19 protein-coding genes and 1 riboswitch are annotated in these 23,405 nt (G+C 70.0%); of the genes, 9 read left to right on the top strand and 10 right to left on the bottom strand.

Annotated elements, in window-relative coordinates:
- Positions 1-18: 18 nt before the first annotated feature.
- Both M0G41_RS05860 and M0G41_RS05855 read left to right on the top strand, forming a co-directional pair.
- Positions 19-1,497 (top strand): AlkA N-terminal domain-containing protein, encoded by a 1,479-nt coding sequence (locus tag M0G41_RS05860; protein ID WP_248206409.1) that lies wholly within the window; start codon positions 19-21, stop codon positions 1,495-1,497.
- A complete protein-coding gene (locus M0G41_RS05855; protein WP_248206405.1) occupies positions 1,494-2,012 on the top strand; it encodes a methylated-DNA--[protein]-cysteine S-methyltransferase in 519 nt (172 codons plus the stop codon). Before M0G41_RS05860 ends, M0G41_RS05855 begins: the two co-directional genes overlap by 4 nt.
- A 324-nt stretch (positions 2,013-2,336) precedes the next feature.
- On the opposite strand, the gene M0G41_RS05850 is transcribed toward M0G41_RS05855, so the two are convergent.
- Entirely contained in the window at positions 2,337-3,341 is a 1,005-nt protein-coding gene (locus tag M0G41_RS05850) for a polyprenyl synthetase family protein (RefSeq protein ID WP_248206403.1), read from the bottom strand.
- Positions 3,342-3,489: 148 nt separating this feature from the next.
- On the opposite strand from M0G41_RS05850, the gene ssb reads away from it, so the two are divergent.
- Complete coding sequence (gene ssb / locus M0G41_RS05845) at positions 3,490-4,008, top strand: single-stranded DNA-binding protein (RefSeq protein ID WP_248206400.1); 519 nt, start codon at positions 3,490-3,492, stop codon at positions 4,006-4,008.
- An 81-nt stretch (positions 4,009-4,089) separates the two neighbouring features.
- Here the strand turns inward: ssb and M0G41_RS05840 are convergent, their stop codons facing one another.
- The 7 genes from M0G41_RS05840 to moaA form a co-directional block, all read right to left on the bottom strand.
- Positions 4,090-5,703, bottom strand: coding sequence for an amidase (locus M0G41_RS05840; protein WP_248206397.1), 1,614 nt, complete (start codon positions 5,701-5,703; stop codon positions 4,090-4,092).
- 521 nt (positions 5,704-6,224) lie between these two features.
- Positions 6,225-6,860, bottom strand: a complete 636-nt coding sequence (locus M0G41_RS05835) for a 2-hydroxychromene-2-carboxylate isomerase (protein WP_248206395.1) — start codon at positions 6,858-6,860, stop codon at positions 6,225-6,227.
- A 54-nt stretch (positions 6,861-6,914) separates the two neighbouring features.
- Positions 6,915-7,502 (bottom strand): molybdenum cofactor guanylyltransferase, encoded by a 588-nt coding sequence (gene mobA, locus M0G41_RS05830; RefSeq protein ID WP_248206391.1) that lies wholly within the window; start codon positions 7,500-7,502, stop codon positions 6,915-6,917.
- A 416-nt stretch (positions 7,503-7,918) separates the two neighbouring features.
- Positions 7,919-8,398 carry a molybdenum cofactor biosynthesis protein MoaE gene (locus tag M0G41_RS05825; RefSeq protein WP_248206388.1) on the bottom strand — a complete coding sequence of 160 codons (480 nt, stop codon included), beginning with the start codon at positions 8,396-8,398 and terminating at the stop codon, positions 7,919-7,921.
- 2 nt (positions 8,399-8,400) lie between these two features.
- Positions 8,401-8,667, bottom strand: coding sequence for a MoaD/ThiS family protein (locus tag M0G41_RS05820; protein WP_248206386.1), 267 nt, complete (start codon positions 8,665-8,667; stop codon positions 8,401-8,403).
- 1 nt (position 8,668) lies between these two features.
- Positions 8,669-9,913 carry a molybdopterin molybdotransferase MoeA gene (locus tag M0G41_RS05815; RefSeq protein ID WP_248206383.1) on the bottom strand — a complete coding sequence of 415 codons (1,245 nt, stop codon included), beginning with the start codon at positions 9,911-9,913 and terminating at the stop codon, positions 8,669-8,671.
- On the bottom strand, positions 9,910-10,890 hold the full coding sequence (gene moaA / locus M0G41_RS05810) for a GTP 3',8-cyclase MoaA (RefSeq protein WP_248206381.1): 981 nt from the start codon (positions 10,888-10,890) through the stop codon (positions 9,910-9,912). Before moaA ends, M0G41_RS05815 begins: the two co-directional genes overlap by 4 nt.
- Before the next feature lie 4 nt (positions 10,891-10,894).
- Positions 10,895-11,016: riboswitch (molybdenum cofactor riboswitch) on the bottom strand.
- Between the two features lie 135 nt (positions 11,017-11,151).
- Here moaA and tdh point away from each other — a divergent pair.
- The 5 genes from tdh to M0G41_RS05785 all read left to right on the top strand — a co-directional run bounded on the left by tdh (position 11,152) and on the right by M0G41_RS05785 (position 18,259).
- Positions 11,152-12,186 carry an L-threonine 3-dehydrogenase gene (gene tdh, locus M0G41_RS05805; RefSeq protein WP_248206379.1) on the top strand — a complete coding sequence of 345 codons (1,035 nt, stop codon included), beginning with the start codon at positions 11,152-11,154 and terminating at the stop codon, positions 12,184-12,186.
- A gap of 150 nt (positions 12,187-12,336) precedes the next feature.
- Positions 12,337-12,690, top strand: a complete 354-nt coding sequence (gene arsC / locus M0G41_RS05800; RefSeq protein WP_248206377.1) for an arsenate reductase (glutaredoxin) — start codon at positions 12,337-12,339, stop codon at positions 12,688-12,690.
- A gap of 2 nt (positions 12,691-12,692) precedes the next feature.
- The gene (locus M0G41_RS05795; RefSeq protein WP_248206374.1) at positions 12,693-14,042 is read left to right on the top strand and encodes a hypothetical protein; all 1,350 of its coding nucleotides are present in this window, start codon (positions 12,693-12,695) and stop codon (positions 14,040-14,042) included.
- Positions 14,043-14,739: 697 nt separating this feature from the next.
- Positions 14,740-16,668 carry a choice-of-anchor X domain-containing protein gene (locus M0G41_RS05790; RefSeq protein WP_248206372.1) on the top strand — a complete coding sequence of 643 codons (1,929 nt, stop codon included), beginning with the start codon at positions 14,740-14,742 and terminating at the stop codon, positions 16,666-16,668.
- A 166-nt stretch (positions 16,669-16,834) separates the two neighbouring features.
- On the top strand, positions 16,835-18,259 hold the full coding sequence (locus M0G41_RS05785; RefSeq protein ID WP_248206368.1) for a mannose-1-phosphate guanylyltransferase/mannose-6-phosphate isomerase: 1,425 nt from the start codon (positions 16,835-16,837) through the stop codon (positions 18,257-18,259).
- A 125-nt stretch (positions 18,260-18,384) separates the two neighbouring features.
- Here the strand turns inward: M0G41_RS05785 and M0G41_RS05780 are convergent, their stop codons facing one another.
- Both M0G41_RS05780 and M0G41_RS05775 read right to left on the bottom strand, forming a co-directional pair.
- On the bottom strand, positions 18,385-19,212 hold the full coding sequence (locus M0G41_RS05780; RefSeq protein WP_248206366.1) for a ribonuclease H-like domain-containing protein: 828 nt from the start codon (positions 19,210-19,212) through the stop codon (positions 18,385-18,387).
- On the bottom strand, positions 19,209-21,617 hold the full coding sequence (locus M0G41_RS05775) for a DEAD/DEAH box helicase (RefSeq protein WP_425511235.1): 2,409 nt from the start codon (positions 21,615-21,617) through the stop codon (positions 19,209-19,211). The genes M0G41_RS05780 and M0G41_RS05775 overlap by 4 nt, the downstream gene beginning before the upstream one ends.
- A 104-nt stretch (positions 21,618-21,721) precedes the next feature.
- Here M0G41_RS05775 and M0G41_RS05770 point away from each other — a divergent pair, with 104 nt between their 5' ends.
- A complete protein-coding gene (locus M0G41_RS05770) occupies positions 21,722-23,104 on the top strand; it encodes an aminotransferase (RefSeq protein WP_248206362.1) in 1,383 nt (460 codons plus the stop codon).
- Positions 23,105-23,405: the final 301 nt, after the last annotated feature.

Raw genomic sequence — 23,405 nt, 5'->3', positions numbered from 1 at the left:
CACGCAACGGACTGGCCCATGGACGCTTTCCCAGACTCGACGCTGGCGCTCTTCTCCCGCGCCCGCCAGGCCCGCGATGCGCGCTTCGACGGGCGCTTCTTCGTTGCCGTGACCAGCACCGGGATCTACTGTCGGCCCGTCTGCCCGGCGCCGCCCGCCCACGAGCGCAATGTGCGCTACTTCCTCCATGCCGCGGGCGCGGCAGCTGCAGGATTCAGGCCCTGCCTGCGCTGCCGGCCGGAACTCGCCCCGGGCAGTGCGCCCTGCGACTCCGGTGACCGCACGGTGGAAGCGGCCCTGGTCCGGATCCGCCAGGGCGCGCTGGAGACAGGCGACGTCGGCTCACTGGCCGCGGGCCTGGGCGTGGGCGAGCGGCAGCTTCGCCGCCTGCTGGTCGAGCGGGTGGGGGCAGGCCCCCTCGACCTGCACCTGAATCAGTGCGTGCTCCTGGCCAAACAGCTGTTGACCGAGTCGGCCTTGCCGGTCACGGAGGTGGCGCTGGCCTCGGGTTTCCGCAGTCTGCGCAGGTTCAACAGCGCGTTCCGCCAGCGGGTCGGCATGACTCCCAGCGCCCTGCGCGCCGGGCGCCCGGTGCGCGATGGAGGGGCGTTGACCCTGCAGCTGGGCTACCGGCCGCCCTACGATTGGGATGGCATCCTTGCCTTCCTGCGTCGACGCGAGATCGCCGGCGTCGAGCGGATCAGCGAGTCCGCCTACCTGCGGGTGCTGCCAGGCTCCGGGCGCGGCGGCTGGCTGGAGGTCACCCGTCTGCCCGGTCGCCACGCCCTGCAGGTGCGCCTTGAGTTGCCCGAGTTGACCGCCTTGCCGGGCGTGCTGCGCCGCCTTCGCCGGCTGTTCGACCTCGACGCCGATCCCCTGGCCATCGATTCCGTGCTTGACCGTGATCCGCTGCTGGCGGCGCTCGGCGCGCGCTTTCCCGGGCAGCGTCTGCCGGGCGCCTTCGCCGGCTTCGAGTCGATGGTGCGCGCGGTGCTCGGCCAGCAGGTCAGCGTGGCGGCGGCCAGCACCTTGATGAACCGGGTGGTGGAGCGCTACGGTCAGCCCGTTCCCGAGGTCCAAGGCTTCCGCCGTGCCTTCCCCACGCCGGCTGCGCTGGCCGGAGCTTCGTTCGAAGGCATCGGAGTGACCTCGGCGCGGGCCGAGTGCCTGCGTGGCCTTTCGCGGGCGGTGGCGGACGGCTGTCTTGCCGACGAGCCGGGCAGGGCGGACCCGGTGGAATGGCGCAGGGCCGCGCTCGCCCTGCGCGGTATCGGCCCCTGGACCGCCGACTACATGATGATGCGCGTGCTGCACGATCCCGATGCCTATCCCGCCGGTGACCTGGTGCTGCGCCAGCAGCTGGGGAGCGGTCGCCCGCTGGCCGAGCGCGCCTGCGAGGCGCGTTCACAGCCCTGGCGGCCCTGGCGCGCCTATGCCCTGATGCGCCTGTGGCGCGCGGCGTCGGAGCCGCCTTCAGCAGCAGGGGAGGCGGCATGACCGAGGCGAGATTCCGCCGCCTGGACACGCCGATCGGCGTGCTGACCCTGATCGGCGAGGCAGACCGTCTCACCGGCATCCTGTTTGCCCGCGATGGCCGCCCGGCGCCCCTCAATGGTGATCTGGCACCGGCTCCCGGCGGCTTCGGCGCGGCGGTGGAGCAGCTCGGCGCGTACTTCGAAGGTCGGCTGCGGCAGTTCGAGCTTGACCTCCAGCCCCGGGGGACGCCCTTCCAGCGCGAGGTCTGGCAAGCGCTCGTCCAGATACGCTTCGGTGAAACCGAAAGTTACGCGGCGCTGGCGGCGCGCATCGGCAGGCCGAGCGCGGTGCGCGCGGTCGGTGCGGCCAATGGCCGCAATCCACTGCCGATCATCATTCCCTGCCACCGGGTGATCGGCGCCGATGGCTCACTGACCGGTTTCGGCGGCGGCCTGCCCGTGAAGGACTGGCTGCTGCGCCACGAGGCGGCGCGCACCGGCCGGGAGGCGCCGCGGCAGGTCGGGCTGTTCGACTGAGTAGGGTGCGGCCGCAGGCGGCCGACGGATCGTCCGCGACCGGCCGGAGCAACCGGGCTCTCGATAGGCATTCAAGGCATCCGTTCGCCCTGAGGTATTGGAGGGCGAAGCCCGATGTCTCTGCAGGCCGTTCGTGCCTCGATACCCTCGGGGCGTGTCCGGCATCGGAGACGCGAAGCGCATACGGAACATCGCGCCCGAAGCAACGGTTCGCCCTGAGGTATCGAAGGGCGAAACCCGGTGTCTCCGCAGGCCGCTCGCGCTTCGATTCCTCAGCACGAACGGCGTCGGGCCACGCGGCCCCGCCGGTGCCGGGACAGTCGGCTAGTGCGTGCGATCGACCGCGTAGCGGGCCAGCCCGCGCAGGGCCTGAACGAAGGCGTTGTCGTCCAGCCCGGCCAGTTCGGCCTCGGCCAGTGCCGCCTGCTCCCGGGCCTTGCCGAGGGTGTACTCGACGCCGCCACAGGCGCGGATAGCCTCCAGCACCTCCGGGAACGCCTCGGCCTCGCCCTGCTCGACGATCTGTCGCAGGCGGGCGCGGATGGCTTCGGGCGCGTGGGCCATGGCATGGATGAGCGGCAGGGTCGCCTTGCCTTCGGCGAGGTCATCCCCGAGGTTCTTGCCGAGTGTCTCGGCATCCGAGGTGTAATCGAGCACGTCATCGGCCATCTGGAATGCGTAGCCCAGAGCCATTCCGTAGCGGTGCAGGGCCATCTCGGTGCCCTCGTCGGCGCCTGCCAGGACGGCGCCGAGCCGGGTGGCCGCGGCGAACAGCACCGCGGTCTTGCGTTCGATGACGCGCCAGTAGGCGGCCTCGTCGGTGTCCGGGTTATGCACGTGCAGCAGCTGCAGGACCTCGCCCTCGGCGATGGCGTTGGTGGTGTCGGCGAGGATGCGCATGACCGGCATGCGCTCCAGCTCGACCATCAGCTGGAAGCTGCGCGAATACAGGAAATCGCCCACCAGCACGCTGGCGGCGTTGCCCCAGACGGCATTGGCCGTCTTGCGCCCGCGGCGCAGATCCGACTCGTCGACCACGTCGTCATGCAGCAAGGTGGCGCTGTGGATGAACTCCACCACGGCGGCAAGCTGGTGAGCCTCGTTGCCGTGGTGCCCGAGTGCCCTCGCGGCCAGCAGCAGGAGCATCGGCCGCAGGCGTTTGCCGCCGGCCGCGATCAGATGCTCGGCGACCTGGTTGATCAGCAGCACATCGGAGGCGAGGCGCTTGCGGATCAGGGCGTTGACGGCGTCCATGTCCGGCGCGGCAAGCCGCTGGATCTCGGACACGCCGAGGGCAGCGGGGGCGGCAGGGGAGAGCGAGGCATTCATCGGACAGATTATACGGAGCACAGGTGTCATCGCCGGGAAAAAATCCGACCCGGATGGCCGGCGGCGTCCTAGGGCGCGGGGGGCGGTCGTATACTAGGCTGCTTCCGTCGCCGGCAGCGGTTGCCGGCGCGCAACGCAAGGAACCTCCATGGCTCGCGGTATCAACAAGGTCATCATCGTCGGCAACCTCGGCGCCGATCCGGAAACCCGCTACACCGCCAACGGCGGCGCGATCACCACCATCCGGGTGGCGACCTCGGAGGCCTGGAAGGACAAGCAGACCGGCGAGCAGCAGGAGCGCACCGAGTGGCACCGGGTGAAGTTCTTCGGCCGCCTCGCCGAAATCGCCGGTGAGTACCTGCGCAAGGGCAAGCAGGTCTATGTCGAGGGCCGCCTGCAGACCGACAAGTACACCGACAAGGACGGCATCGAGCGCTACACCACCGACATCATCGCCAATGAAATGCAGATGCTCGGCGGCATGGGCGGTGAGGGCGGTGGCGGCGGTGGAATGCGCGGTGGCGGTGGCGGTGGCGGCGGTCGCGGGCCGCGCGACGACGGCGGCCAGCGCAGCGGCTACGGTGGCCAGCGTGGCGGCGGGCAGCCCCCGCGCCAGTCACCCCCGCCCCAGGACAACGACTTCAGCGACGACGACATCCCGTTCTGAGGGACACGCAAGGGGCGGCACGTGCCGCTCGCTTCGAAAGGCCCGCCGAGCGCGGGCCTTTCGCTGTCGGGATCGTGGTGCTCAGGGTGACAACAGGGACGGCCGGAAGGACGGCGGCCTGCGCGCCCGGGTGCGCTGCTCGAAAGCATGGGCGTAGCCGATCAGGCGAGCCTCGTCGTGGGCACGGCCCATGAACACGACGCCGATGGGCAGACCGTGGACGCTGCCTGCGGGCACGGTGATGCTCGGGTAGCCGGCCACGGCGGCGGCGGAATAGCCAGCGCCGCGGAAGTGGTCGCCGTTGGCGAAGTCGATGCTCCAGGCCGGGCTGACCGCGCTGGTCAGCAGGGCGTCGACCTGATGCGCAGCGAGCGCCGCATCGATCCCCTCGGTGCCGGCCAGGCGCCGCGCGACCTCGCGCGCCTCGACATAGGCCGGCTCGCTCAGCGGCCCTTTGGCGGCAGACTGCTCGAACAGCTCCTGGCCGAACCAGGGCATGCTGCGCGCCGCGTGCTCGCGATTGAAGCCGATCAGCGCCTCCAGCGTGCCGACCGGCGCCTTGCTGCGCGCCAGATACGCCTCCAGCGCCGGCCGGAACTCATACAGCAAAACTTCGAACTCGTGTTTGCCGAACTCCCCGTGCGTCGGCAGATCGGCCGGGTCGACGACCTCGGCGCCGGCCTCGCGCAGGGCGATGATCGCCGCCTCCATCACTCGGTCGACCTCGGGGTGGTAGCCCATGGCCTTGCGCATCACGCCGATTCGAGCGCCCTGCAGGGCATCGGCTCGCAGGGCTGCGAGGTAGTCGACTTCGGCGCGGTCGGGCTCTGCGGCAGGATCTTCCCCATCGGCCGCCACCAGCGCCTGCAGCAGGGTCGCGGCATCGGCCACCGAGCTCGCCATCGGGCCGGCGGTGTCCTGCGACGGCGAGATCGGCACGATGCCCCCGCGGCTGACCAGACCGAGCGTGGGCTTGATACCGACGATGCCGTTCACCGCGGCCGGGCAGATGATCGAGCCGTCGGTCTCGGTACCCACGGCCAGCGGCGCGAGACCGGCGGCGACGGCCACTCCGGAGCCCGAGCTGGATCCACAGGGTGAACGGTCGAGCACGTAGGGGTTGCGGGTCTGCCCGCCGAGCCCGCTCCAGCCGCTGGAAGACTCGGTGCTGCGGAAGTTGGCCCATTCGCTGAGGTTGGTCTTGCCGAGGATGACCGCTCCGGCCTCGCGCAGCCGGCTGACCAGGAAGGCATCCTGCGGCGGCCTGTGGTCGGCGAGCGCCAGGGACCCAGCCGAGGTCACCATGCCCCGTGCATCGATGTTGTCCTTGAGCAGGACCGGGATGCCGTGCAGCGGGCCGCGGACGTTGCCGGCGCTGCGCTCGCGGTCGCGCTCGGTGGCCTCCTCGATCGCCGCCGGGTTGAGCGAGATCACCGCATTGAGCCGTGGGCCGGCGTCGTCGACCGCTGCAATGCGCTCGAGGTAGTGGCGGGTCAGGCTGACGGCGGAGGTGTCCCCGCTCGTCATTCGCGCCTGCAGTTCGGCGACGCTGCGGTCTTCGGCGACGAGGCTGTCGACGGTTGCAGCAACGGCTGGCTGCGCTTCGGAGGCGTCCCCTGACGCAGATGGAGTGTCCGGCGTGCAGCCGCCGAGCGTGACGGACAGGAAGAAGGCAGTGCAGGCCAGCGAGCGCATCGGAAGCTTCCGCGTGATCCGGCGCTGCAGTATGGCCGCGCGCCCGGTTCGCTCCAAGCCGAGGCCTGGCCAGGCCAGGGAGACCCTTCCCGGCTCACCGGCGAGCGCCTTCGCGGGCATGCCCGGGTGAAAGACGGGCGCGAAGAAGACATTCATAGGGTGCGGCTGGCCGCACCGGGCGTACCGTCCGAACGCCCTTATCGGTGCGCCCAAGGCGCACCCTATGGGGCTTCGCCGACGCCCAACGAAGCCCGACCGTAGGAGCGCACATGGGCGCGACCGCGGCGTGACGTGTTCTCCACAGACCGCGGCCAGAGCGAACCTCCGCGATCGCGGCCATGTCCGCTCCTACGAAGAGCCCGCCCGATCAGGGTCGGTGGCGAATGACCGATTTGAGCCCCAATTGGAGCTGCATGGATCCGGATCTTTGCGCTCGGCCGCGGTCTCCAGGTCAGCGGGCTGCCGATCAGGATCGAGGAACGCGAAGGTTGCTGCTCGACGACGCCACGGGCGGGCGTTCCTCAGCGCGCGGGGCGACGCTGCACGGCCTCGGGCAGGGTGTCGGTGGCGGCGTAGCGCTGCCTTGCGGCGGCCGGATCCCGCAGCCATTCCAGCGCCATGTCGGTGGCGTCCTCGCCCCAGAACAGCTCGCCGTCGACAAGCAGGGTAGGCACGCCGAACACGCCGAGCTCGCGTGCCTCCTCGCCATGGGCGAGCAGGCCCTGCTTCACCTCGGCAGCCGACAGCGCAGCGGCGGTGTCCTCGACGCCGAGCCGGGCGGCCAGCGGGGCGATGGCCTCGACGCTATCGGCGGCCTGTCCTGACTCCCAGACGAAGCGCAGCACCGCATCGACTGCCGGCGGCGTGCTGCCGGCGGCGACGATCAGGCGCAGCGCTGGCAGGGGGTTGAACGGATGCGCCGGGGGAAAGCGCAGCGGCCGGCCGTCGCGGGCCGCACGCCAGCTCACGTAACGATAGGTGAAGCGGCGCTTGGCCGGAATTTCGGCCGGCCCCTTGTGGCCGTGGTGGTCGAGCAGGGCGGCAAACAGGATCGGCCTCAGCTGCACCGGCCGCTCGGCGGCCAGCGCGGCGATGCGTGGCCACTGCAGCCAGGCGAAAGGACTGATCGGGTCGAAGTACCAGCGCAGGTCGGGCATCCGCCGATGCTGGCCCGGGCGGCAGCGGCAGGCAAGTGCCGGGATGGGTGATCGTCAGCCCCGGGTATCAGTTGCTGCGACACCCGCCCTTTGCTGTGCGTCGGCCCATTCCTGCGGCGTATTGCAATTGAGCAGGGCGCCGGAGAGCCCCTCGGGGCACTCGATCTCGATGCCGTTCAGCCGACGGAACAGGGTGTTCATGGAGCGCTGCGCGGGCTCGGCATCAAGCAGTGCCTGCAGCTCGCGTCGCAGCGCTGCATCGACACGAAGCCGAACCGGCATCGGCTGCGCGCGAAAGCGAACAGCGGGAGCGTCGGCGTGGGCGAGGAGCGGCGCCAGCAGCTCAGGGTCGAGCAGAGGCAGGTCGACCGGCAGAGCCAGCAGGATGCCGTCCCCGACCTGGGCCAGGGCGCTGGCGAGGCCGCCCAGCGGCCCGACGCCGGGCCAACGATCGGGAATGCCGCGGCCATCCGGCTGCACGCCCGAGACATGCACGGCGCTTGCGCCCGCCCTGCGCAGCACATCGACCAGATGGTCCAGCAGCGTGCCGCCCCGCCACGGCAGCTGCGCCTTGTCCCGACCCATGCGTCGCGAGCGGCCGCCGGCGAGGATCAGGGCTTGCCAGGGAGCGGGGGCGGTCATGGCGTCTGGGTCTCCCGGGCAAGGGGTAAAATGGGCGCAAAGAAGACGTTCCGCAGACTCCGAATGTAGGAGCCAGCTTGCTGGCGATCGTCCCGTCCAGGGCGCCTATCGCCAGCAAGCTGGCTCCTACATGCGACGGCGATGCAAGGTCCGGTTTACGCCGCAAAGCAGACCTTGTCGCAGTCGAACTGTGGGAGCGCTCCTGGGCGCGACCGCAGCGCTACGGATTTACCACAGACCGCGGCCAGAGCGGATCTCCGAGGTCGCGCCCATGTGCGCTCCTGCAGTCGGGCTTCGTTGGGCGACAGCGAAGCCCCACAGGGTGTGCCTTGGCGCACCGATATGGGCGTTCGGACGGTACGCCCGGTGCGGCCAGCCGCACCCTATGGATGTCTTCTTTGCGGCCGTAGCGCGCCTCAGGCATCGGGACGATCCTCGTCCACCTTGCCGGCCTGATCCCAGGCCGCGCCTTCGCTCCATTCACTGCTGCCGTCGACGTAGTGCTCCTGCTTCCACACCGGGGCGCGGTACTTGATCGCCTCGGTCAGGGCGCGGCAGGCGCGGAAGGCCTCATCGCGGTGGGCGGTGGCGGCGGCCACGACGATGGCGGTGTCGCCCACGGCCAGGTGCCCGCAGGCGTGTTCGGCATACAGGCTCACCGGCGCGCCAAGGTCGGTGGCGATCTGTTCGGCCATCTCGCGCATCAGCCTTGGCGCCAGCAGGCGGTGGATGTCGTAGTGGATGCCGACCGCCTCGCGGCCCAGATTGCGCCGGCGCACCTTGCCGACGAACAGGGCGATGCCACCATGCTCGGCATCGCTGACGAAATCGATCGCCGCAGCGACGTCGAGGGCAGACTCCGCGATATCGCGCACGCCGACGTGGATCGACGCCATGCTCAGCCCCCGCTGACCGGCGGCAGGATCGCCAACCGGCCGTCCCCGGGCAGCGGGTCGCCGTCGCGGAGCAGGGCCTCGTCGCTGGCGAAGGCCGACGCCTGGAGCAGGGCGGCGACCTTGCCGGCCGGCGCGTCCGGAAAGCAGCCGGGCAGCGCGCGGCGCAGGTCGCCGACCGTGGCCACGGGCGCGTCGAGCTCGACCTCGATGCTGGGCTGCGGATGCAGTTCGCGGCAGGCGCCGTGGAGGGCAAGGGTGACGGTGGGCATGTCAGGCACTCAGCGGGAACGCGGGCAGGTGGCAGAGCGGCAGCACCTCGACGGGGCTGCCGGCCTCGAGGTCCGGGCTGTCGGCCGGAATGATCGCCCAGCAGTTGGCCTCCAGCATCGGCGCCAGGCGGAACGACTCCTGGCCGGGCAGGATCTCGACACCAAGGCGGGCGCCGGCGTCCAGGCAGAGCCGCGCTTTCAGGTGGAAGCGGAAGCCGCCGCGCGCCGGCAGCGCCGCGTGCAGCGGCAGGCGCAGGGGGCGCTCCTCGGGCAGCCCCAGCGCTCGGCGGATCCAGGGTTCGACGAAAAAGCGGAAGCCGACCGCGGTCGACACCGGATTGCCCGGCAGCCCGGCGTAGTGCAGCCCCGAGCCGAGCCGCGCGGCGAGGATCGGTTTGCCCGGGCGCATGCGCAGACGATGGAAGAGGATCCGCGCACCCAGTCTGGCGAGCGTGTCCGGCACGAAATCATGCCGGCCCATGGACACCGCGCCCGAACTCAGCACCAGTTGGGCGCCGGCGGCCTCGGCCTTCGCGATCGCCGCCTCGAGTTCATCGCCGTCGTCGCCGATGGTGGTCTGGTAGACGCATTCGGCGCCGGCGCCGCGAATCCTCGCTGCCAGCCCGGGACGATTGCAGTTGCGGATCTGGCCGGAGCCCAGCGGCTGCGCGGGGTCGTCGACCAGCTCCGGGCCGGTGGCGATCACTGCGATGCGCGGTGCCCGCGCCACGCCGAAGCGGGCCACGCCCAGCGCCGCCGCGATGGTCTGCACCTCGGCGTCGACCACGCGGCCGGGCGGCAGCACCAGGCTGCCCGCGGCGATGTCGCTGCCGCAGCGGCGGATGTGCTGGCCGCGACGGACTGCTTGGGTCAGCTCGATGCGGCCATCGGCCAAGCGTGTGGTGCGCTCCACCGGCACCACGGCATCGAAGCCGGCAGGCAGCACGGCGCCGGTGGTGATTTCGATCGCCTCGGCGCTGCTGACCTGCTCGGCATCGCCGGCGAACTGGGCGCCCTCGGGGCGCAGCCGTGTTCCCTCGGGCAGGGCCTCGCCTTCGAGGCGCAAGGCAAAGCCATCCATGGCGGCATTGTCGAAGGGCGGCAGCGCGTCGAGGGCCTGCACCGGTTCGGCCAGCACGCGCCCCGCGGCTTCGCCCGGGGGCAGGCGCTCGACCACGGGGGAGGGCGCCTCGGCGAGCCAGAGCCCGAGCGCTTCGGCGTAGTCTTTCGGTGCTGCCTCGTTCATCCGCCGATCGAGGCCAGATGCGGGGTGAGGCCGGTGTGCCCCTCGTGCAGGCCGTGGCCCGCGGTCTTCAGCGCCAGCTGGCCGGTCAGCCGGCCGACCAGGGCCTCGCGGTCGGCGTCGTCCTGCAGCAGCGGCCGCAGCGGGATGCCGAACTCGCCGAACAGGCACAGGCGCAGGTCGCCGGTCGCGGTCACCCTGAGCCGGTTGCAGCCGGCGCAGAAGTCCTTCGAGTAAGGCGCGATGACGCCGATCCGGCCGGCGAAGTCCGGGTGGGCATACTCCCTGGCCGGCCCGGCTGTTGGCGGGCGCGGCTGCAGCACCCAGCCGGCCTCACCCAGCTGCGCCTCGAGGGCCTCGGCGCGCAGGTGGTGGCGGCTGAAGTACTCGGCGTTGTCGCCCGTCTGCATCAGCTCGATGAAGCGTACCGATACCGGGCGCTCGCGCAGGTAGTCCAGCCAGCTCGGCAGCTCGTCGTCGTTGAGTCCGCGCAGCAGCACCGCATTGAGTTTCACCGAAGCAAAGCCCAGGCGCAGGCTGGACTCGATGCCGCGCAGGATCGACGCGTGGGCGGGGCTGCCGGTGATCGCCTCGAAGCGTGCGGCATCAAGACTGTCGAGGCTGATGTTGAGGGCATCAAGGCCGGCGGCGCGCCAGTCGGCGCTGCGCTTCTCCAGCAGAATGCCGTTCGTGGTCATGGCCAGCCGCTCAAGACCGGGCGTGGCGGCGGCCAGCTCGATGATCGGGAGCAGGTCGCGGCGCAGCGTCGGTTCGCCCCCGGTCAGGCGCAGCTTGCGCAGGCCGACGCAGGCAAACGCGGCCAGAAGGCGGCGTATCTCGTCCAGGCCCAGCACGCCTTGCGTGCCGCAGCCGTGGTAGCCCTCCGGCAGGCAATAGCTGCAGCGGAAGTTGCAGGCATCCAGCAGGGACAGCCTGAGGTACGGGAATTGCCTGCCGTGGCGATCGGCGAGCAAGGTCATGGCGGCTCCTTTCCAAGGTCGGGAGACGACGCCGTTTCCCGCGTCGCCCGGCCAGCCGGACACAGGCCCGACCGGCGGCCCGTGAACCGTTCTCCGGGTGGAGGGCAGGCTCGCGGGCTTTGGAGCCGGCACGGCCCCGTTGTTCGGGGTCGTGCCGTCTGAGCCCAAGCCTAGCAAACTCCCGGCCCGGCGGGCTTCATCGCGGCGCGTTCAGCCGCCGGCGCTAGAATATGCGCCCCCCATGAAGTGATGCGGACTGCCATGTCGCAGACGATGAAGGCGCTGGTCAAGAAGGAAGCCGCCAAGGGCATCTGGATGGAGCAGGTGCCGGTGCCGACGCCCGGCCCGAACGAGGTGCTGATCAAGCTCGAGAAGACCGCGATCTGCGGCACCGACCTGCACATCTACAAATGGGACGAGTGGAGCCAGCGAACGATCAAGCCGGGCCTGGTCATCGGCCACGAGTTCGTCGGCCGCATCGTCGACATGGGCCCGGGCGTGACCGACTACCAGCTCGGTGACCGCGTTTCGGCGGAGGGGCACATCGTCTGCGGCCACTGCCGCAATTGCCGCGCCGGCCGCCAGCACCTGTGCCCGAACACCGTCGGCATCGGCGTCAACCGCGACGGCGCCTTCGCCGAGTACATCGTCATGCCGGCGAAGAACCTGTGGCCGATTCCGGACCAGATCCCGAGCGAGCTGGCCGCATTCTTCGACCCCTACGGCAACGCCGCGCACTGCGCGCTGGAGTTCGACGTCATCGGTGAGGACGTGCTGATCACCGGCGCCGGTCCGATCGGCATCATCGCCGCCGGCATCTGCAAGCACGTCGGGGCCCGCAACGTGGTGATCACCGACGTCAACGACTACCGCCTCAAGCTGGCCGCCGACATGGGCGCGACCCGCGTGGTGAACGTGGCCAAGCAGTCGCTCAAGGAGGTCATGAAGGACCTGCATATGGAAGGGTTCGACGTGGCGCTGGAGATGTCCGGCCACCCCGGCGCTTTCAATGACATGCTCGACTGCATGTACCACGGCGGCAAGATCGCCCTGCTCGGCATCCTTCCGAATGGCGCCGGCATCAATTGGGACAAGGTGATCTTCAAGGGCCTCACTCTGCACGGGATCTACGGCCGTCGCATGTACGAGACCTGGTACAAGATGACCCAGATGCTGCTCACCGGCTTCCCCCTGCAGAAGGTGCTCACCCACCAGATCCACATCGACGACTTCCAGAAGGGCTTCGAGCTGATGGAGTCCGGCCACTGCGGCAAGGTGGTGTGCAGCTGGAACTGACGGCCCGTGATTGGTGATTCGTGATTCGTGATTCGCAAGTGCGGGTCGCGGTTCGCGGATCGCCAGCAGGTCGGTGCAATCCGCACCCGGCTGCTGTACCGGCTGCTGCTTCTGACGAATCACGAATCACCAATGACGAATCACGCAGCAATGACCTACCTCCTCTGGCACAACCCGCGCTGTTCCAAGTCCCGCGAGGCACTGGCCCTCCTGCGCGAGCGCGGCTGCGAGCCCGAGATCCTCGAGTACCTCAAGCATCCGCCGCACTGCGCCGAGATCGAGCGCGTGGCCAGGGCGCTCGGCGCGCCGGTGAAGTCGATGATGCGCACCGGGGAGCCGGAATTCGCCCAGCTCGGTCTCGATGAGCCGGGGGTCAGCGATGCGGCGCTGTTCGCGGCCATGGCCGGTCACCCGCGGCTGATCCAGCGACCGATTCTCGTCAGCGGCGAGCGGGCGGTGGTGGGGCGGCCTCCCGAGCGCGTGCTCGACCTGCTGGACGACTGACCATGCTGCATCATCCTCGGTTCGCCGCTTTGCTGCTGGCGGCGGCAGCCTCCTGCGCGCAGGGGGGCGAGAAGGAACCGGTTCTGGCCAGTGCCGATCTGGTGCAGCCAGCGCTGCTCGCCGGTCCCGGTTTCCAGGTCGAGGGTGAGACCCGGTTGGCTGGACTGCAGGCGCGCTTCGTCATCCGTACCGAATGGGGCGAGCTGCGCGCCGATTCGGTCGAGATGTTGGCGCTGCGTGTGGGCGAGATGCCCCAGCTTGCCGCATTGATGTCGGCCGATCTGACCGAGGTGCTGGGCCAGGCAGGGCTGGACGAGCTGACCAAGCCCTGGCGCAGCGCCAAGGCGCTGACCGATGAGCCGGTTGAGCGCCTCGCCCGCCTGCCGGGCGGCGTGCTGCGCTACTTCACCCATCGTTTGCGTGACTGGGGACAGCGCGCGCGGCGCCTCGGCAAGCGCATCGACGAACGGATCAGCCACGAGGGCTCGCCTTACGATGGGTTGCAGCTGGACGAGGCGGTGCCGAAGGAGGCGCGTCCGGAAGAGCCCTGGTGGGACGCGCCGGTAGACGAGGTCGGCCGGCTGCTGCGCTCCGAGGCCGGCCACGGTCGCGCGCGCCGCGCCATCGCCCAGGCCTTCGGGATCGATCCCTCGACCAGCCACCCCTTGATCCGCCAGCGCCTCGACGAGCTGGCCTGGGCGGTCGCCAGCCAAAGGCTTGCCTACGATCAGGCGCTGGGTCTTGCCCTGCCGGTGGTCGCCCAGGTCATCGGCGAACTGCAGCGCGCCGAGTCGTTGACCAGGTTGCCCGACGAGGACTCGCTGCGCCTGCGCAACGAGGAGCGGCTGGGGCGCTGGACCGGGGATCCGGACCTGCGCTTCGCGCTCGCGCATCGCAGCGCCTTCCCCGCGACCCTGATGGATGAGCTGCTCGACGAGCTCGACCGGCTCGCTCCACAGGGCGGTGCCGAGGCCGCGCTGGAAGTGGCTCGGATGGCCGAAGGCGAGGCAGAGGCCCGGTTCGTGCTTCACGCGCTGCGCCTGTTGCAGGCGCCCCGCGCAGAGCGGCTCGGCGCCGGCGAGCTGGTCGCGGTCGGTGCCCTGCTTGGCTGGCGTGACGCCGGCGGGGAGTTCTTCCTCGCCCTGCCAGTGGACCACCTGAGCTGGATCGCGCGCGTGGCGGACTACTTCGATCATGCCCAGGTCGCGCGCTTCCCCCGGCGCACCGTGCTCATCGCCGGCGGCGTCAGCCCCCGCGCCGAGCGCCAGATCACCCGCCGCGGCTGGAGCCTGCTGGCCTTCGTCCGCTACCCGGGCTCGCCGCCCTACCGGGATCCCGCCGAGGCGCGCTGATCGGCGTTTCAGGGCGCGAAGAAGACATTCATAGGGTGCGGCTGGCCGCACCGGGCGTACCGTCCGAACGCCCGTATCGGTGCGCCAAGGCACACCCTATAGGCCTTCGCCGCCCCCCAGCGGTGCCCCACTGTGGGAGCGCCCTTGGGCGCGACCGCAGCGCTACGGATTCACCACAGACCGCGGCCAGAGCGGAACTCCGCGGTCGCGCCCAAGGGCACCCCACAAACTGGCTGTGGCAAGGCCTGCTTTACGGCGCAAACCGGAGCTTGCTGCACCGTTGCGTGTAGGAGCCAGCTTGCTGGCGATAGGCGCTTTGGATGGGACGATCGCCAGCAAGCTGGCTCCTGCAATCGGGTTTTGCGGAAGGTTTTCTTCGCGCCCATTCCGCTCCTCCCCGGCCAAGACCTTCCCCGCGAGGGGCTGGGGAAATCCCCCGGGTTGCCTTCAACTTTCGTTCAGGCGACTATCCATTCGCCGCCGTATGGGTGATCGGGCGCACAGCGCTACCGTGATCCGGTTCACGCGGCCTCCGGTGTGCAAGGCACCGGCACCCGCGTCTGGGAGGGCGCGGGGCGGTACGGGCGGCGCTGCGGCGCCGTCACCGGGAGCGCCATAGGACATGCGCCGCCCCGGTCGAAGTTCAGCAATCCAAAAACCTGCTGGTCCACGTGAATTCTCTGGGAGGGGAATGCTAGTGAATACTCGTCGTCTGACCCGGGCGCTTGCGTCCGTTCTTGCCCTCGCTTCGACCTCTGTCCTGGCCTCGGGACTCTCGCCCAAACAGCTGGCCGGCCCGCCGGAAGAGTTCGCCGGCATGCAGCCCGCCGACCCGGCCCGCGCTGCGGTCATTTCCAAGAGCGCGCTGATTCCGCTGGAATTCAACGTCGGCAAGTCGGGCGTGCCCACCTGGAGCGGCCGGCTGCCCGTCGAGAATGGCCGCGCACGCTTCCTGCTTCTGGCCGAGCCCGGCAGCGAGCCCAGCGTGCGGCTGCGCCATCCCAATGGCGGTGCCTGGCAGAGCGCGAAGTCGCTGGCCCGCAGCGCCCGGCCCGACCGCCTCGCCCTTGAGGGCAGCGCGGTACCGGGTCAGTACTACGACTTCGAGGGCCTGGGCGAGGGTGACTGGTCGCTGGAACTGACCGCCAAGGACGCCACCGCGCCGGCCTTCCTGCTCATCGAGGGCAATGCGGACCTCGAGCTGGTGTCCTACCTCAGCCACCGCCAGCACAAGGTCGGGGTGACCCAGCAGGTGGTGGCCATGCTGGCCGAGAGCCAGGACGAGGCGCCGGCAGAACTCGGCGTCGGCGAGCTGAGCAAGGCCAGCCTGAGGCTGACCTCGCCGGCCGGCATGGTGCGCACCCTGCCGATGTTCGACGATGGCCTCAACGGCGATGCCGCAGCGGGCGACGGCATCTATGGAGCGCGCTTCGAGGTGCCGGAGGCAGGCAAGTGGACCGCGCAGGTGCTGATCGAGGGCCAGGACAAGTCCGGGCGCAGCCTGCTGCGCAGCGCTGAACATATCGTTCCGGTGACCGACCAGGCGATCAGCCTGCGTGGCGCGCCACAGGTCGCCAAGTCGGCCGGCGGGCGCTTCGCCATCAGTCTTCCGGTGCAGGCAGCCAAGGCCGCGAGCCACGTGCGGACCTATGCCGAGGTCTGGGGGCGCGACGTCGCCGGCAACGCGCTGCCCGTGGCCTGGATCGGCGGCATGAGCGAGCTGGTCGATGGGGCGCTGTCGCTGGGCCTCGACCAGCGCTGGATTGCCAAGGCCGGCGCGCAGGGGCCATTCGAGCTGCGCAATCTGCGCATCGAGGATGCCGACCACTTCATCCCGCTGCTGCAGTCCGACGCGCTGCCGCTCCCCTTGCCGGCCAGCCGGATCAAGGCCGCAGTGGACCTGGCCATCGACGAATCGATGCGCATGGGTCCGCGCCCGGCCTCGTTGCTGGATGCGTCCAAGGGCACCGGCTCGCGCCTGTTGCTGGTGCACGGCTACTGCTCCACCGCGGTGTGGCCAACCTCGAACTTCAGCAATGCCTCGACCTTCCTCGATGCCAACCAGAACCGGAGCCATGACCAGTTCGCCCGACTGATCCGCGACTACGGCGCCACCTGGAACTCCTTCGGCGTGGTCGCCCACAGCCAGGGCGGCGCCGCGGCGCTGCACCTGTACACCTACTACTGGAGCGGGCTCGACAAGGCCGGCAGCGGACGGCTGATACAGTCGGTGGGTACGCCCTACCAGGGCACCAACCTCGCCGGGGTCATCGCGGCGATCGGCGGCTTCTTCGGCGTCCAGTGCGGCAGCAACGACAACATGACCTACAGCGGCGCCTCGGCCTGGCTGTCGGGCATTCCCAGCTGGGCGCGCTCCAAGGTCAACTACTACACCACCGGTTTCCGCAGCACCTACTGGTGGGTCAACGACTACTGCAATTTCGCCGCGGACCTCGTCCTCAGCGACCCGGAAGACGGCACCACCGAGAAGGCCTATGGCCAGCTCTCCGGGGCCAGCAACCGCGGTCATACCTCGGGACAGTGCCATGTCACCGGCATGCGTGACCCGGCGCAGTACCTCGACAGCAGCCGCAACAGCACCATGAACAGCAACGCCGCGCGCTGAGCCAACAGCGCCACGCAAGACCGCGCTGCCCCGGTCCGCCGGGGCAGCGTCGTTTCGGCGGACGGCGTCGTGAGGACGGTCCGCCGGCCGGGGGCCTCGGGCGTTCCAGCGGTGTCGGGATAAAATGGTGGTTTACGCCGACCTCCGGCGCCGGAATGAAACGCCCATGCTGATTCCCGTAATCCTCTCCGGCGGTGCCGGTACGCGCCTGTGGCCGGTCTCCCGCCAGGGCTATCCCAAGCCCTTCATGCGTCTGGGCGATGGCCACTCGCTGCTCGGTCTGACCCTGCGCCGCGCGCTCGCGGTGGCCGATGCCGGCGAGGTGCTGACTGTCACCGGCGCCGAATACCACTTCCTCTCGCGCGACGAGTACGCCCGCGATCCGGCCGCCGCCAAGGTGAACCAGCGCTTTCTGCTGGAGCCGGCCGGGCGCAACACCGCGCCGGCCATCGTCCTGGCCGCTCTGGATATCGCCGTCCGGCATGGCGAGGCGGCGCAGCTGCTGGTGCTGCCGGCGGACCATCTGATCGCCGACATCGACGGCTTCGCGGCTGACGTCGCGGCCGCCTCGGCCCTGGCGGCGGACGGTTACCTGGTGACCTTCGGCATCCGCCCGACGCATCCGGAAACCGGATTTGGCTATATCCACGCCGGGGCGCCGATCGAGGGGCGCGGCGGACGGGCCATCGAGGCCTTCGTCGAGAAGCCCGACCGCGCCACGGCGGAGGGCTACCTCGCCTCCGGCCACTACTTCTGGAATGCCGGCATGTTCTGTTTCTCCGCCGGCGCCCTGCTGGCCGCGGCGGCAGAGTCCTGCCCGAACGTGCTCGGAGCGGCACGCGCCTGCTTCGAGGGCAGCGAGTCAATGCCCGAGCCGCTGCGCTTCGATCGCGAGCTGTTCCTCGCCCAGCCCGATATCTCCATCGACTACGCGGTGATGGAGAAAGCCGGCAAGCGCGCCGTGGTGCCGGCGCGCTTCGACTGGAGCGACATCGGCTCGTGGAAGGCGGTCAGCGAATTGGGTGAGGCCGATGCCCGCGGCAACCGCGTGCGCGGCCAGGCGATCCTGGTGGAGGCCGAGAACTGCTACGTCGACGCCGGCGAGCGCATCGTCGCCGCGGTGGGCGTGCAGGACCTGGTCATCGTCGACTCGGGCGATGCCATCCTGGTCACCGATCGCGAGCAGTCGCAGTCTGTTCGCGCCGTGGTCGACCAGCTCAAGCGCGAGAAGCACACTGCGGCCCAGCACCACCTGACGGTCCATCGACCGTGGGGCAGCTACACCGTGCTGGAGGATGCCGAGGACTGCAAGGTCAAGCGACTGACGGTCAAGCCGGGCGGCATCCTGTCGCTGCAGAAGCATGCCCGGCGCAGCGAACACTGGACCGTGGTTCATGGCACGGCCAAGGTGCGCGTCGGCGACGAGGAGATTCTCCTGCAGCGCAACCAGAGCACGTATATCCCGGCCGGCACCGTGCACCGCCTGGAGAACCACACCGAGAAGGACATCCATCTGATCGAGGTGCAGTGCGGCGACTACTTCGGCGAGGACGACATCGTCCGGCTCGAGGACGTCTACGGACGCAAGTAGCGTCGGAGCTGTCGGTTGCGCAGGCAATCGCCAGCAAGCTGGCTCCTACAGGTCTGTCGAATTGTAGGAGCCAGCTTGCTGGCGATTCGCCCCGGCGGTTGCAAGGACGAGGTTGAGGCAGGGCGCTACCAGGGCGTGGCGCGTTCGCCGCCCAGCCGAACCGCCAGCTGCATCAGGCTGACCAGATCCTGGGCGTTATGCTCCGCTGCGCGGCTGATGCCCTCGCTTTCGCCATCGCGCAGCCAGCGGCGGAAGGCCGCGGGGGCCTCGCTGCCGGGCAGATCGTTGGCCCGGGCAAGGTCCAGCAGCTCGCGCTCGGCAGTGGCGAGACGGCAGTTCTCCCAGCGCTGGCGGTAGCGCCGGCGCACGCCGTAGAGCAGGTCGACGTGGGGCAGGTCGAGGCAGCGCGGGTCGCGGCGGTACAGGCGCATGCGCGTGCGCAGCAGGGGCACGTCGAAGCACTTGCCGTTGTAGCTGAGCAGGATCGGCCTCTGCGCCAGCCAGCCGGCGAAGGCATCCAGCAGGGCGCCTTCGGCGGCCAGCGAGGTCAGCAGCAGCTGGCGCACGCGCAGACTGCCCGAATGCCAGTCGGCGGCGCCGATCAGGAAGGCCCGCGTGCCGCTGCCGCCAGCGAGTCCCGTCGTTTCGGTGTCGATGGCCAGCAGCCTCGTCGCATCCACCTGGCCCAGTTCGGCGTGGTCGAACTGCAGGCGGCCGCAGGCAGGCTGCGGGTGGCTCGATTGGATCAGCTGCAGGCCATCGACCACCGTCTGTCCCGGCAGCCGGCCAGCGCCGCGCTTCCCTGGACGCGCACTACCCTCCAGCCGCTGCGTGCGGCGAAGCAGCGTGTTCAGGCTGGGCAGGGCCGGCATCGGGGAGGCGACCGGCGGCGGCGCGTCGAGGCGCTGCCCGCTGGCCTGGCGGTACAGCGTGCGCAGGCGTTCGACACTCATGCGGCGCGCTCGAGCAGGCCGATCACGCGCAGGGCCAGCGGCTTGGGCGGCTCTGCCGCGGGTTCGCCGGACTGGGCGCCGATGCAGGCGGGGCAGCCCTCCGCGCAGGCGCAGCGCTCGATCAGCTCGCGGGCCCGCTGCAGGAGCTCGTGCGAGCGCAGGTAGAGCGGCTCGGACAGGCCGATGCCGCCGGGGTAGTTGTCGTAGAGATACACGGTGGGCGCGAAGTCGCCGGTGTCCTCGTCGCCCTCGCGCGGCACGCTGAATGGCGAGGGCGCGCCGCGCCCGCGGATCGCCCCGTCGCCAGTGCCGACCGCCTTCTGCAGATCGCGGCCCTCGGCCATCACTGCCAGCGTCGCCACCGTATGCAGGGCCGTCGAGGCACCGAGGAAACCATCGATCACCGCCTGCCGTGATGCGAACTCGCGTTCGAGCACCGTCGCCGGCAGGCTCCACCACACCGAGGTGGTGTGCAGTTCCTGGTCGGGCAGGGTGACCGGCCCGTAGCCGATGTTCTCGTGGGTGTAGTAGCGGATCTTCTTGTAGCCGGCGACGCGGCGCACCACGTGCACCTCGCCATGCGCCACCTCGCCCGCGCCGCTGGCGCCCCGCTCGAAGATCTCCAGCGGCTTGAGCTTCGTGTAGTCGATAGCGTCGGTGTAGTAGTCGGCCCGGGTGCGGGTGACGAAGGCCTTGCGGCCGACCCAGTCGAGCTTCTCGACCTGGAACGGCTGCGACTGGATCAGGTGAATGGCGCCCTCGTAAAGCGTCAGCGCGGCGCTGCTGTAGTCGACCTCGGCGATGATCGTCTGCCGGCCCTCGCTGCGGTCGATGACCAGGAAGTTGCCGTCGGCCACCGAGCGCAGCGAGACCGCATTGGCCGGATAGCTGTCGGCGATCCATTCGAAGCGACCGCCTTCCTCGTGCAGCACGCCGCTGTCGGCCAGCAGCTGCAGATAGGGCGCCGGCTCCACGCTGCCGAATCGCTCGCCTTCCGAAAATGGCAGTTCGAACGCCGCGCAGCGGATATGGTCGAGCAGGATCAGCGGCTGATCGGCGGCGATGCGCGCCTGTTCCGGCGGCGCGCCGAAGAAGAATTCCGGGTGCTGCACCACATACTGGTCCAGCGCCTCGCTGCTGGCCACCAGCACGCCGAGCGCCGGGCGCTGGCGGCGGCCGGCGCGACCCAGTCGCTGCCAGGTCGCCGCGATCGAGCCCGGATAGCCGTTCAGCACCACCACGTCGAGCGAGCCGATGTCCACACCGAGTTCCAGCGCATTGGTGCCGACCAGGCCATCGATGCTGCCCGCGCGCATGCGCCGTTCGGTCTCGCGGCGCTCGGTGGGGAGATACCCGCCGCGATAGGCGCGGATGCGCTCGGGCTTGCGCGGGTCGTGGTCGAAGACGTCCTTGAGGTACTTGGTGATCACCTCGACCATCAGCCGCGACTGCGCGAACACCAGCGTTTTCAGCCCGGCGCGGATGGCGGCGCGGGCGATGCGTGTCGACTGCGAGCGTGCCGAGGCGCGGATGCCGAGGTCGCGATTGACCACCGGCGGGTTCCACAGCAGCACATGGCGCGCGCCGCTGGGCGCGCCGCTGTCGGTTAGCGCGGTGACCGCCTGCCCGAGCAGCGCCTCGGCATGCTCCTTGGGATTGCCGATGGTCGCCGAGGCGAGGATGAACTGCGGCCGGTTGCCGTAGAAGGCGCAGATCCGCTGCAGCCGGCGCAGCAGGTTGGCCAGGTGCGAGCCGAACACGCCGCGGTAGCTGTGGATCTCGTCGATCACCACGTAGCGCAGGGTCTCGAACAGCTGCGCCCATTTGGTGTGATGCGGCAGGATGCCCTGGTGCAGCATGTCCGGGTTGCTGATCACGATGTCGCCGTGCAGGCGCACCGCCTGCCGCGCATCGCCCGGCGTGTCGCCATCGAAGGTATGCGCGCGTACGCCCAGCTCGCCGGCGCGGTTCAGCTCGAGCAGCTCGGCCAGTTGGTCCTGGGCCAGCGCCTTGGTCGGGAACAGGTGCAGCGCACGGCGCTGCTCACGGATTACCGCATCCAGCACCGGCAGGGTGTAACACAGGGTCTTGCCCGAGGCGGTAGGGGTTGCGATGACCACGTGCTCGCCGCGTCGGGTCGCCTCCCAGGCCTGCAGCTGATGGCAGTAGAGGGCGGTGACGCCGCGGGCCTCCAGCGCGCTGCGGATGCGCGGGCCGAGGTCTTCCGGCAACGGTCGGGTGTCGGCCGGGCGCGCGGGCAGGGTCAGCTGGCCGGTGATGCGGTCGGCGTGTTTGCCGGACAGGGCGCGAACGAGCTTTCCGGCATCCCGCGACGGCGCCTCGGGCAGGGTTTCGCGGCTGGGAAACAGCGGAGTGACGTTGGGGGCGAGCATGGCGATCGGCAGTCGGCGGCGGTGCGCGGATCACACGCGCGCGGCGTCTCACCGGATGAGACGCGCGAGGCCGCGCCGACGCTGATAGGCTGGCCGTTTTAAGACCAGGACCCGCCATGGAAGCACTTGCCGAGAAAGACCTTGCCCACCTGCTGCACCCGGCCACCAACCTGGCCATGCACCGCAAGACCGGCCCGCTGGTCATCGAGCGCGGCGAGGGCATCTACGTCTGGGACACCCACGGCAAGCGCTATATCGAGGGCCTGGCGGGCCTGTGGTGCGTGGCCATCGGCTATGGCGAGGAGGCCCTGGTCGAGGCGGCGACGACGCAGATGCGCAAGCTCGCCTATGGCCAGCTGTTCGCCTCGCGCAGCCATGAGCCGGGCATCCTGCTGGCCGAGAAGCTGGAGTCCTGGGTGCCGCCGTCCAAGCGTCACACCGGGCCGTGGAAGTTCCTGTTCGGCAACTCGGGTTCTGACGCCAACGACACCCAGGTCAAGCTGGTCCGCTACTACAACAACGTCACCGGGCGTCCGAACAAGAAGAAGATCATCAGCCGTCTGAATGGCTATCACGGCGTCACCCTGGCCTCGGCCAGCCTGACCGGCCTGCCTCCCTTCCACGCCCACTTCGACCTGCCGATTCCGGGTGTGATGCACACCGGCTGCCCGCACGCCTTCCGCCATGCGCACCCGGGTGAGAGCGATGAGGCCTTTGCGACCCGGCTCGCCGACGAACTCGAAGCCCTGATCCAGAAGGAAGGCCCGGACACCATCGCCGCGATGATCGCCGAGCCGATCATGGGTGCCGGGGGCCTGATCGTGCCGCCGGAAGGCTACTTTCCGAAGATCCAGGCGGTGCTCGACCGCCACGACATCCTGCTGATCGACGATGAGGTGATCTGCGGCTTCGGTCGGCTCGGCACGCGCATGGGCAGCGAGGCCATGGACATGAGGCCGGACACGGTCTCGATCGCCAAGGCGCTGTCCTCGGCCTACCTGCCGATCAGCGCCGTCGCCGTGCCGGACTGGATGCACGAGGCCATGCTGGAGCCGAGCAACCAGGTCGGCGCCTTCGCCCACGGATTCACCTACAGCGGCCACCCGGTCGCCGCCGCGGTCGCCCTGCGCAACCTGGAACTGTTCGAGGAACGCGACCTGGTCGGCCATGCGGCCCGGGTCGGCGTGCCGTTCCAGGCCCGCCTGCAGGGGCTGATGGGCAAGCCCTTCGTCGGAAACGTACGCGGCAAGGGCCTGCTCGGTGGCCTCGAGCTGGTGGCTGATCCGGGCGCCGGCAAGCGTTTCGATCCGTCGGCCAAGGCCGCCATCCGCCTCGCGGCGCTGGCCCAGGAAGAGGGTCTGATCGTGCGAGCGCTGGCCGGCGACACCATCGCCATCTGTCCGCCGCTGGTGATCACCGAGGCGCAGGTCCACGAGCTGTTCGATGCGCTGGAGCGGGCCATCGCAAGGTTCGCCGACGAGCAGGTCAAGGCCGCCTGAGGGCCTGTCTCCGGCGCCCCGGGGCCACCCGTGATCTCAACGGCGGGTTGGGGCGCTAAGCAGACATTCATAGGGTGCGGCTGGCCGCACCGGGCATACCGTCCGAACGCTCGTATCGGTGCGCCAAGGCACACCCTATGGATCTCACCGACGCCCAACGAAGCCCGACTGTGGGAGCGCCCTTGGGCGCGACCGCGGAGATCCGCTCTGGCCGCGGTCTGTGGTGAATCCGTAGCGCTGCGGTCGCGCCCAAGGGCACTCCCACAATTTGACCGCGGCAAGGCCTGCTTTGCGGCGCAAA

This window comes from Pseudomarimonas salicorniae, assembly GCF_023156535.1.
In the GTDB taxonomy this organism is placed as follows: domain Bacteria; phylum Pseudomonadota; class Gammaproteobacteria; order Xanthomonadales; family Xanthomonadaceae; genus Pseudomarimonas; species Pseudomarimonas salicorniae.
Note: the sequence above shows the minus strand (reverse complement) of the source record. Positions and strands in the feature narration are given on the sequence as shown.

Bases quoted from the DNA above. Each gene is read 5' to 3' on its own strand.
- M0G41_RS05860 (WP_248206409.1), top strand. From the start codon at position 19: ATGGACGCTTTCCCAGACTCGACGCTGGCGCTCTTCTCCCGCGCCCGC.
- M0G41_RS05855 (WP_248206405.1), top strand. From the start codon at position 1,494: ATGACCGAGGCGAGATTCCGCCGCCTGGACACGCCGATCGGCGTGCTG.
- M0G41_RS05850 (WP_248206403.1), bottom strand. From the start codon at position 3,341: ATGAATGCCTCGCTCTCCCCTGCCGCCCCCGCTGCCCTCGGCGTGTCC.
- ssb (WP_248206400.1), top strand. From the start codon at position 3,490: ATGGCTCGCGGTATCAACAAGGTCATCATCGTCGGCAACCTCGGCGCC.
- M0G41_RS05840 (WP_248206397.1), bottom strand. From the start codon at position 5,703: ATGCGCTCGCTGGCCTGCACTGCCTTCTTCCTGTCCGTCACGCTCGGC.
- M0G41_RS05835 (WP_248206395.1), bottom strand. From the start codon at position 6,860: ATGCCCGACCTGCGCTGGTACTTCGACCCGATCAGTCCTTTCGCCTGG.
- mobA (WP_248206391.1), bottom strand. From the start codon at position 7,502: ATGACCGCCCCCGCTCCCTGGCAAGCCCTGATCCTCGCCGGCGGCCGC.
- M0G41_RS05825 (WP_248206388.1), bottom strand. From the start codon at position 8,398: ATGGCGTCGATCCACGTCGGCGTGCGCGATATCGCGGAGTCTGCCCTC.
- M0G41_RS05820 (WP_248206386.1), bottom strand. From the start codon at position 8,667: ATGCCCACCGTCACCCTTGCCCTCCACGGCGCCTGCCGCGAACTGCAT.
- M0G41_RS05815 (WP_248206383.1), bottom strand. From the start codon at position 9,913: ATGAACGAGGCAGCACCGAAAGACTACGCCGAAGCGCTCGGGCTCTGG.
- moaA (WP_248206381.1), bottom strand. From the start codon at position 10,890: ATGACCTTGCTCGCCGATCGCCACGGCAGGCAATTCCCGTACCTCAGG.
- tdh (WP_248206379.1), top strand. From the start codon at position 11,152: ATGTCGCAGACGATGAAGGCGCTGGTCAAGAAGGAAGCCGCCAAGGGC.
- arsC (WP_248206377.1), top strand. From the start codon at position 12,337: ATGACCTACCTCCTCTGGCACAACCCGCGCTGTTCCAAGTCCCGCGAG.
- M0G41_RS05795 (WP_248206374.1), top strand. From the start codon at position 12,693: ATGCTGCATCATCCTCGGTTCGCCGCTTTGCTGCTGGCGGCGGCAGCC.
- M0G41_RS05785 (WP_248206368.1), top strand. From the start codon at position 16,835: ATGCTGATTCCCGTAATCCTCTCCGGCGGTGCCGGTACGCGCCTGTGG.
- M0G41_RS05780 (WP_248206366.1), bottom strand. From the start codon at position 19,212: ATGAGTGTCGAACGCCTGCGCACGCTGTACCGCCAGGCCAGCGGGCAG.
- M0G41_RS05770 (WP_248206362.1), top strand. From the start codon at position 21,722: ATGGAAGCACTTGCCGAGAAAGACCTTGCCCACCTGCTGCACCCGGCC.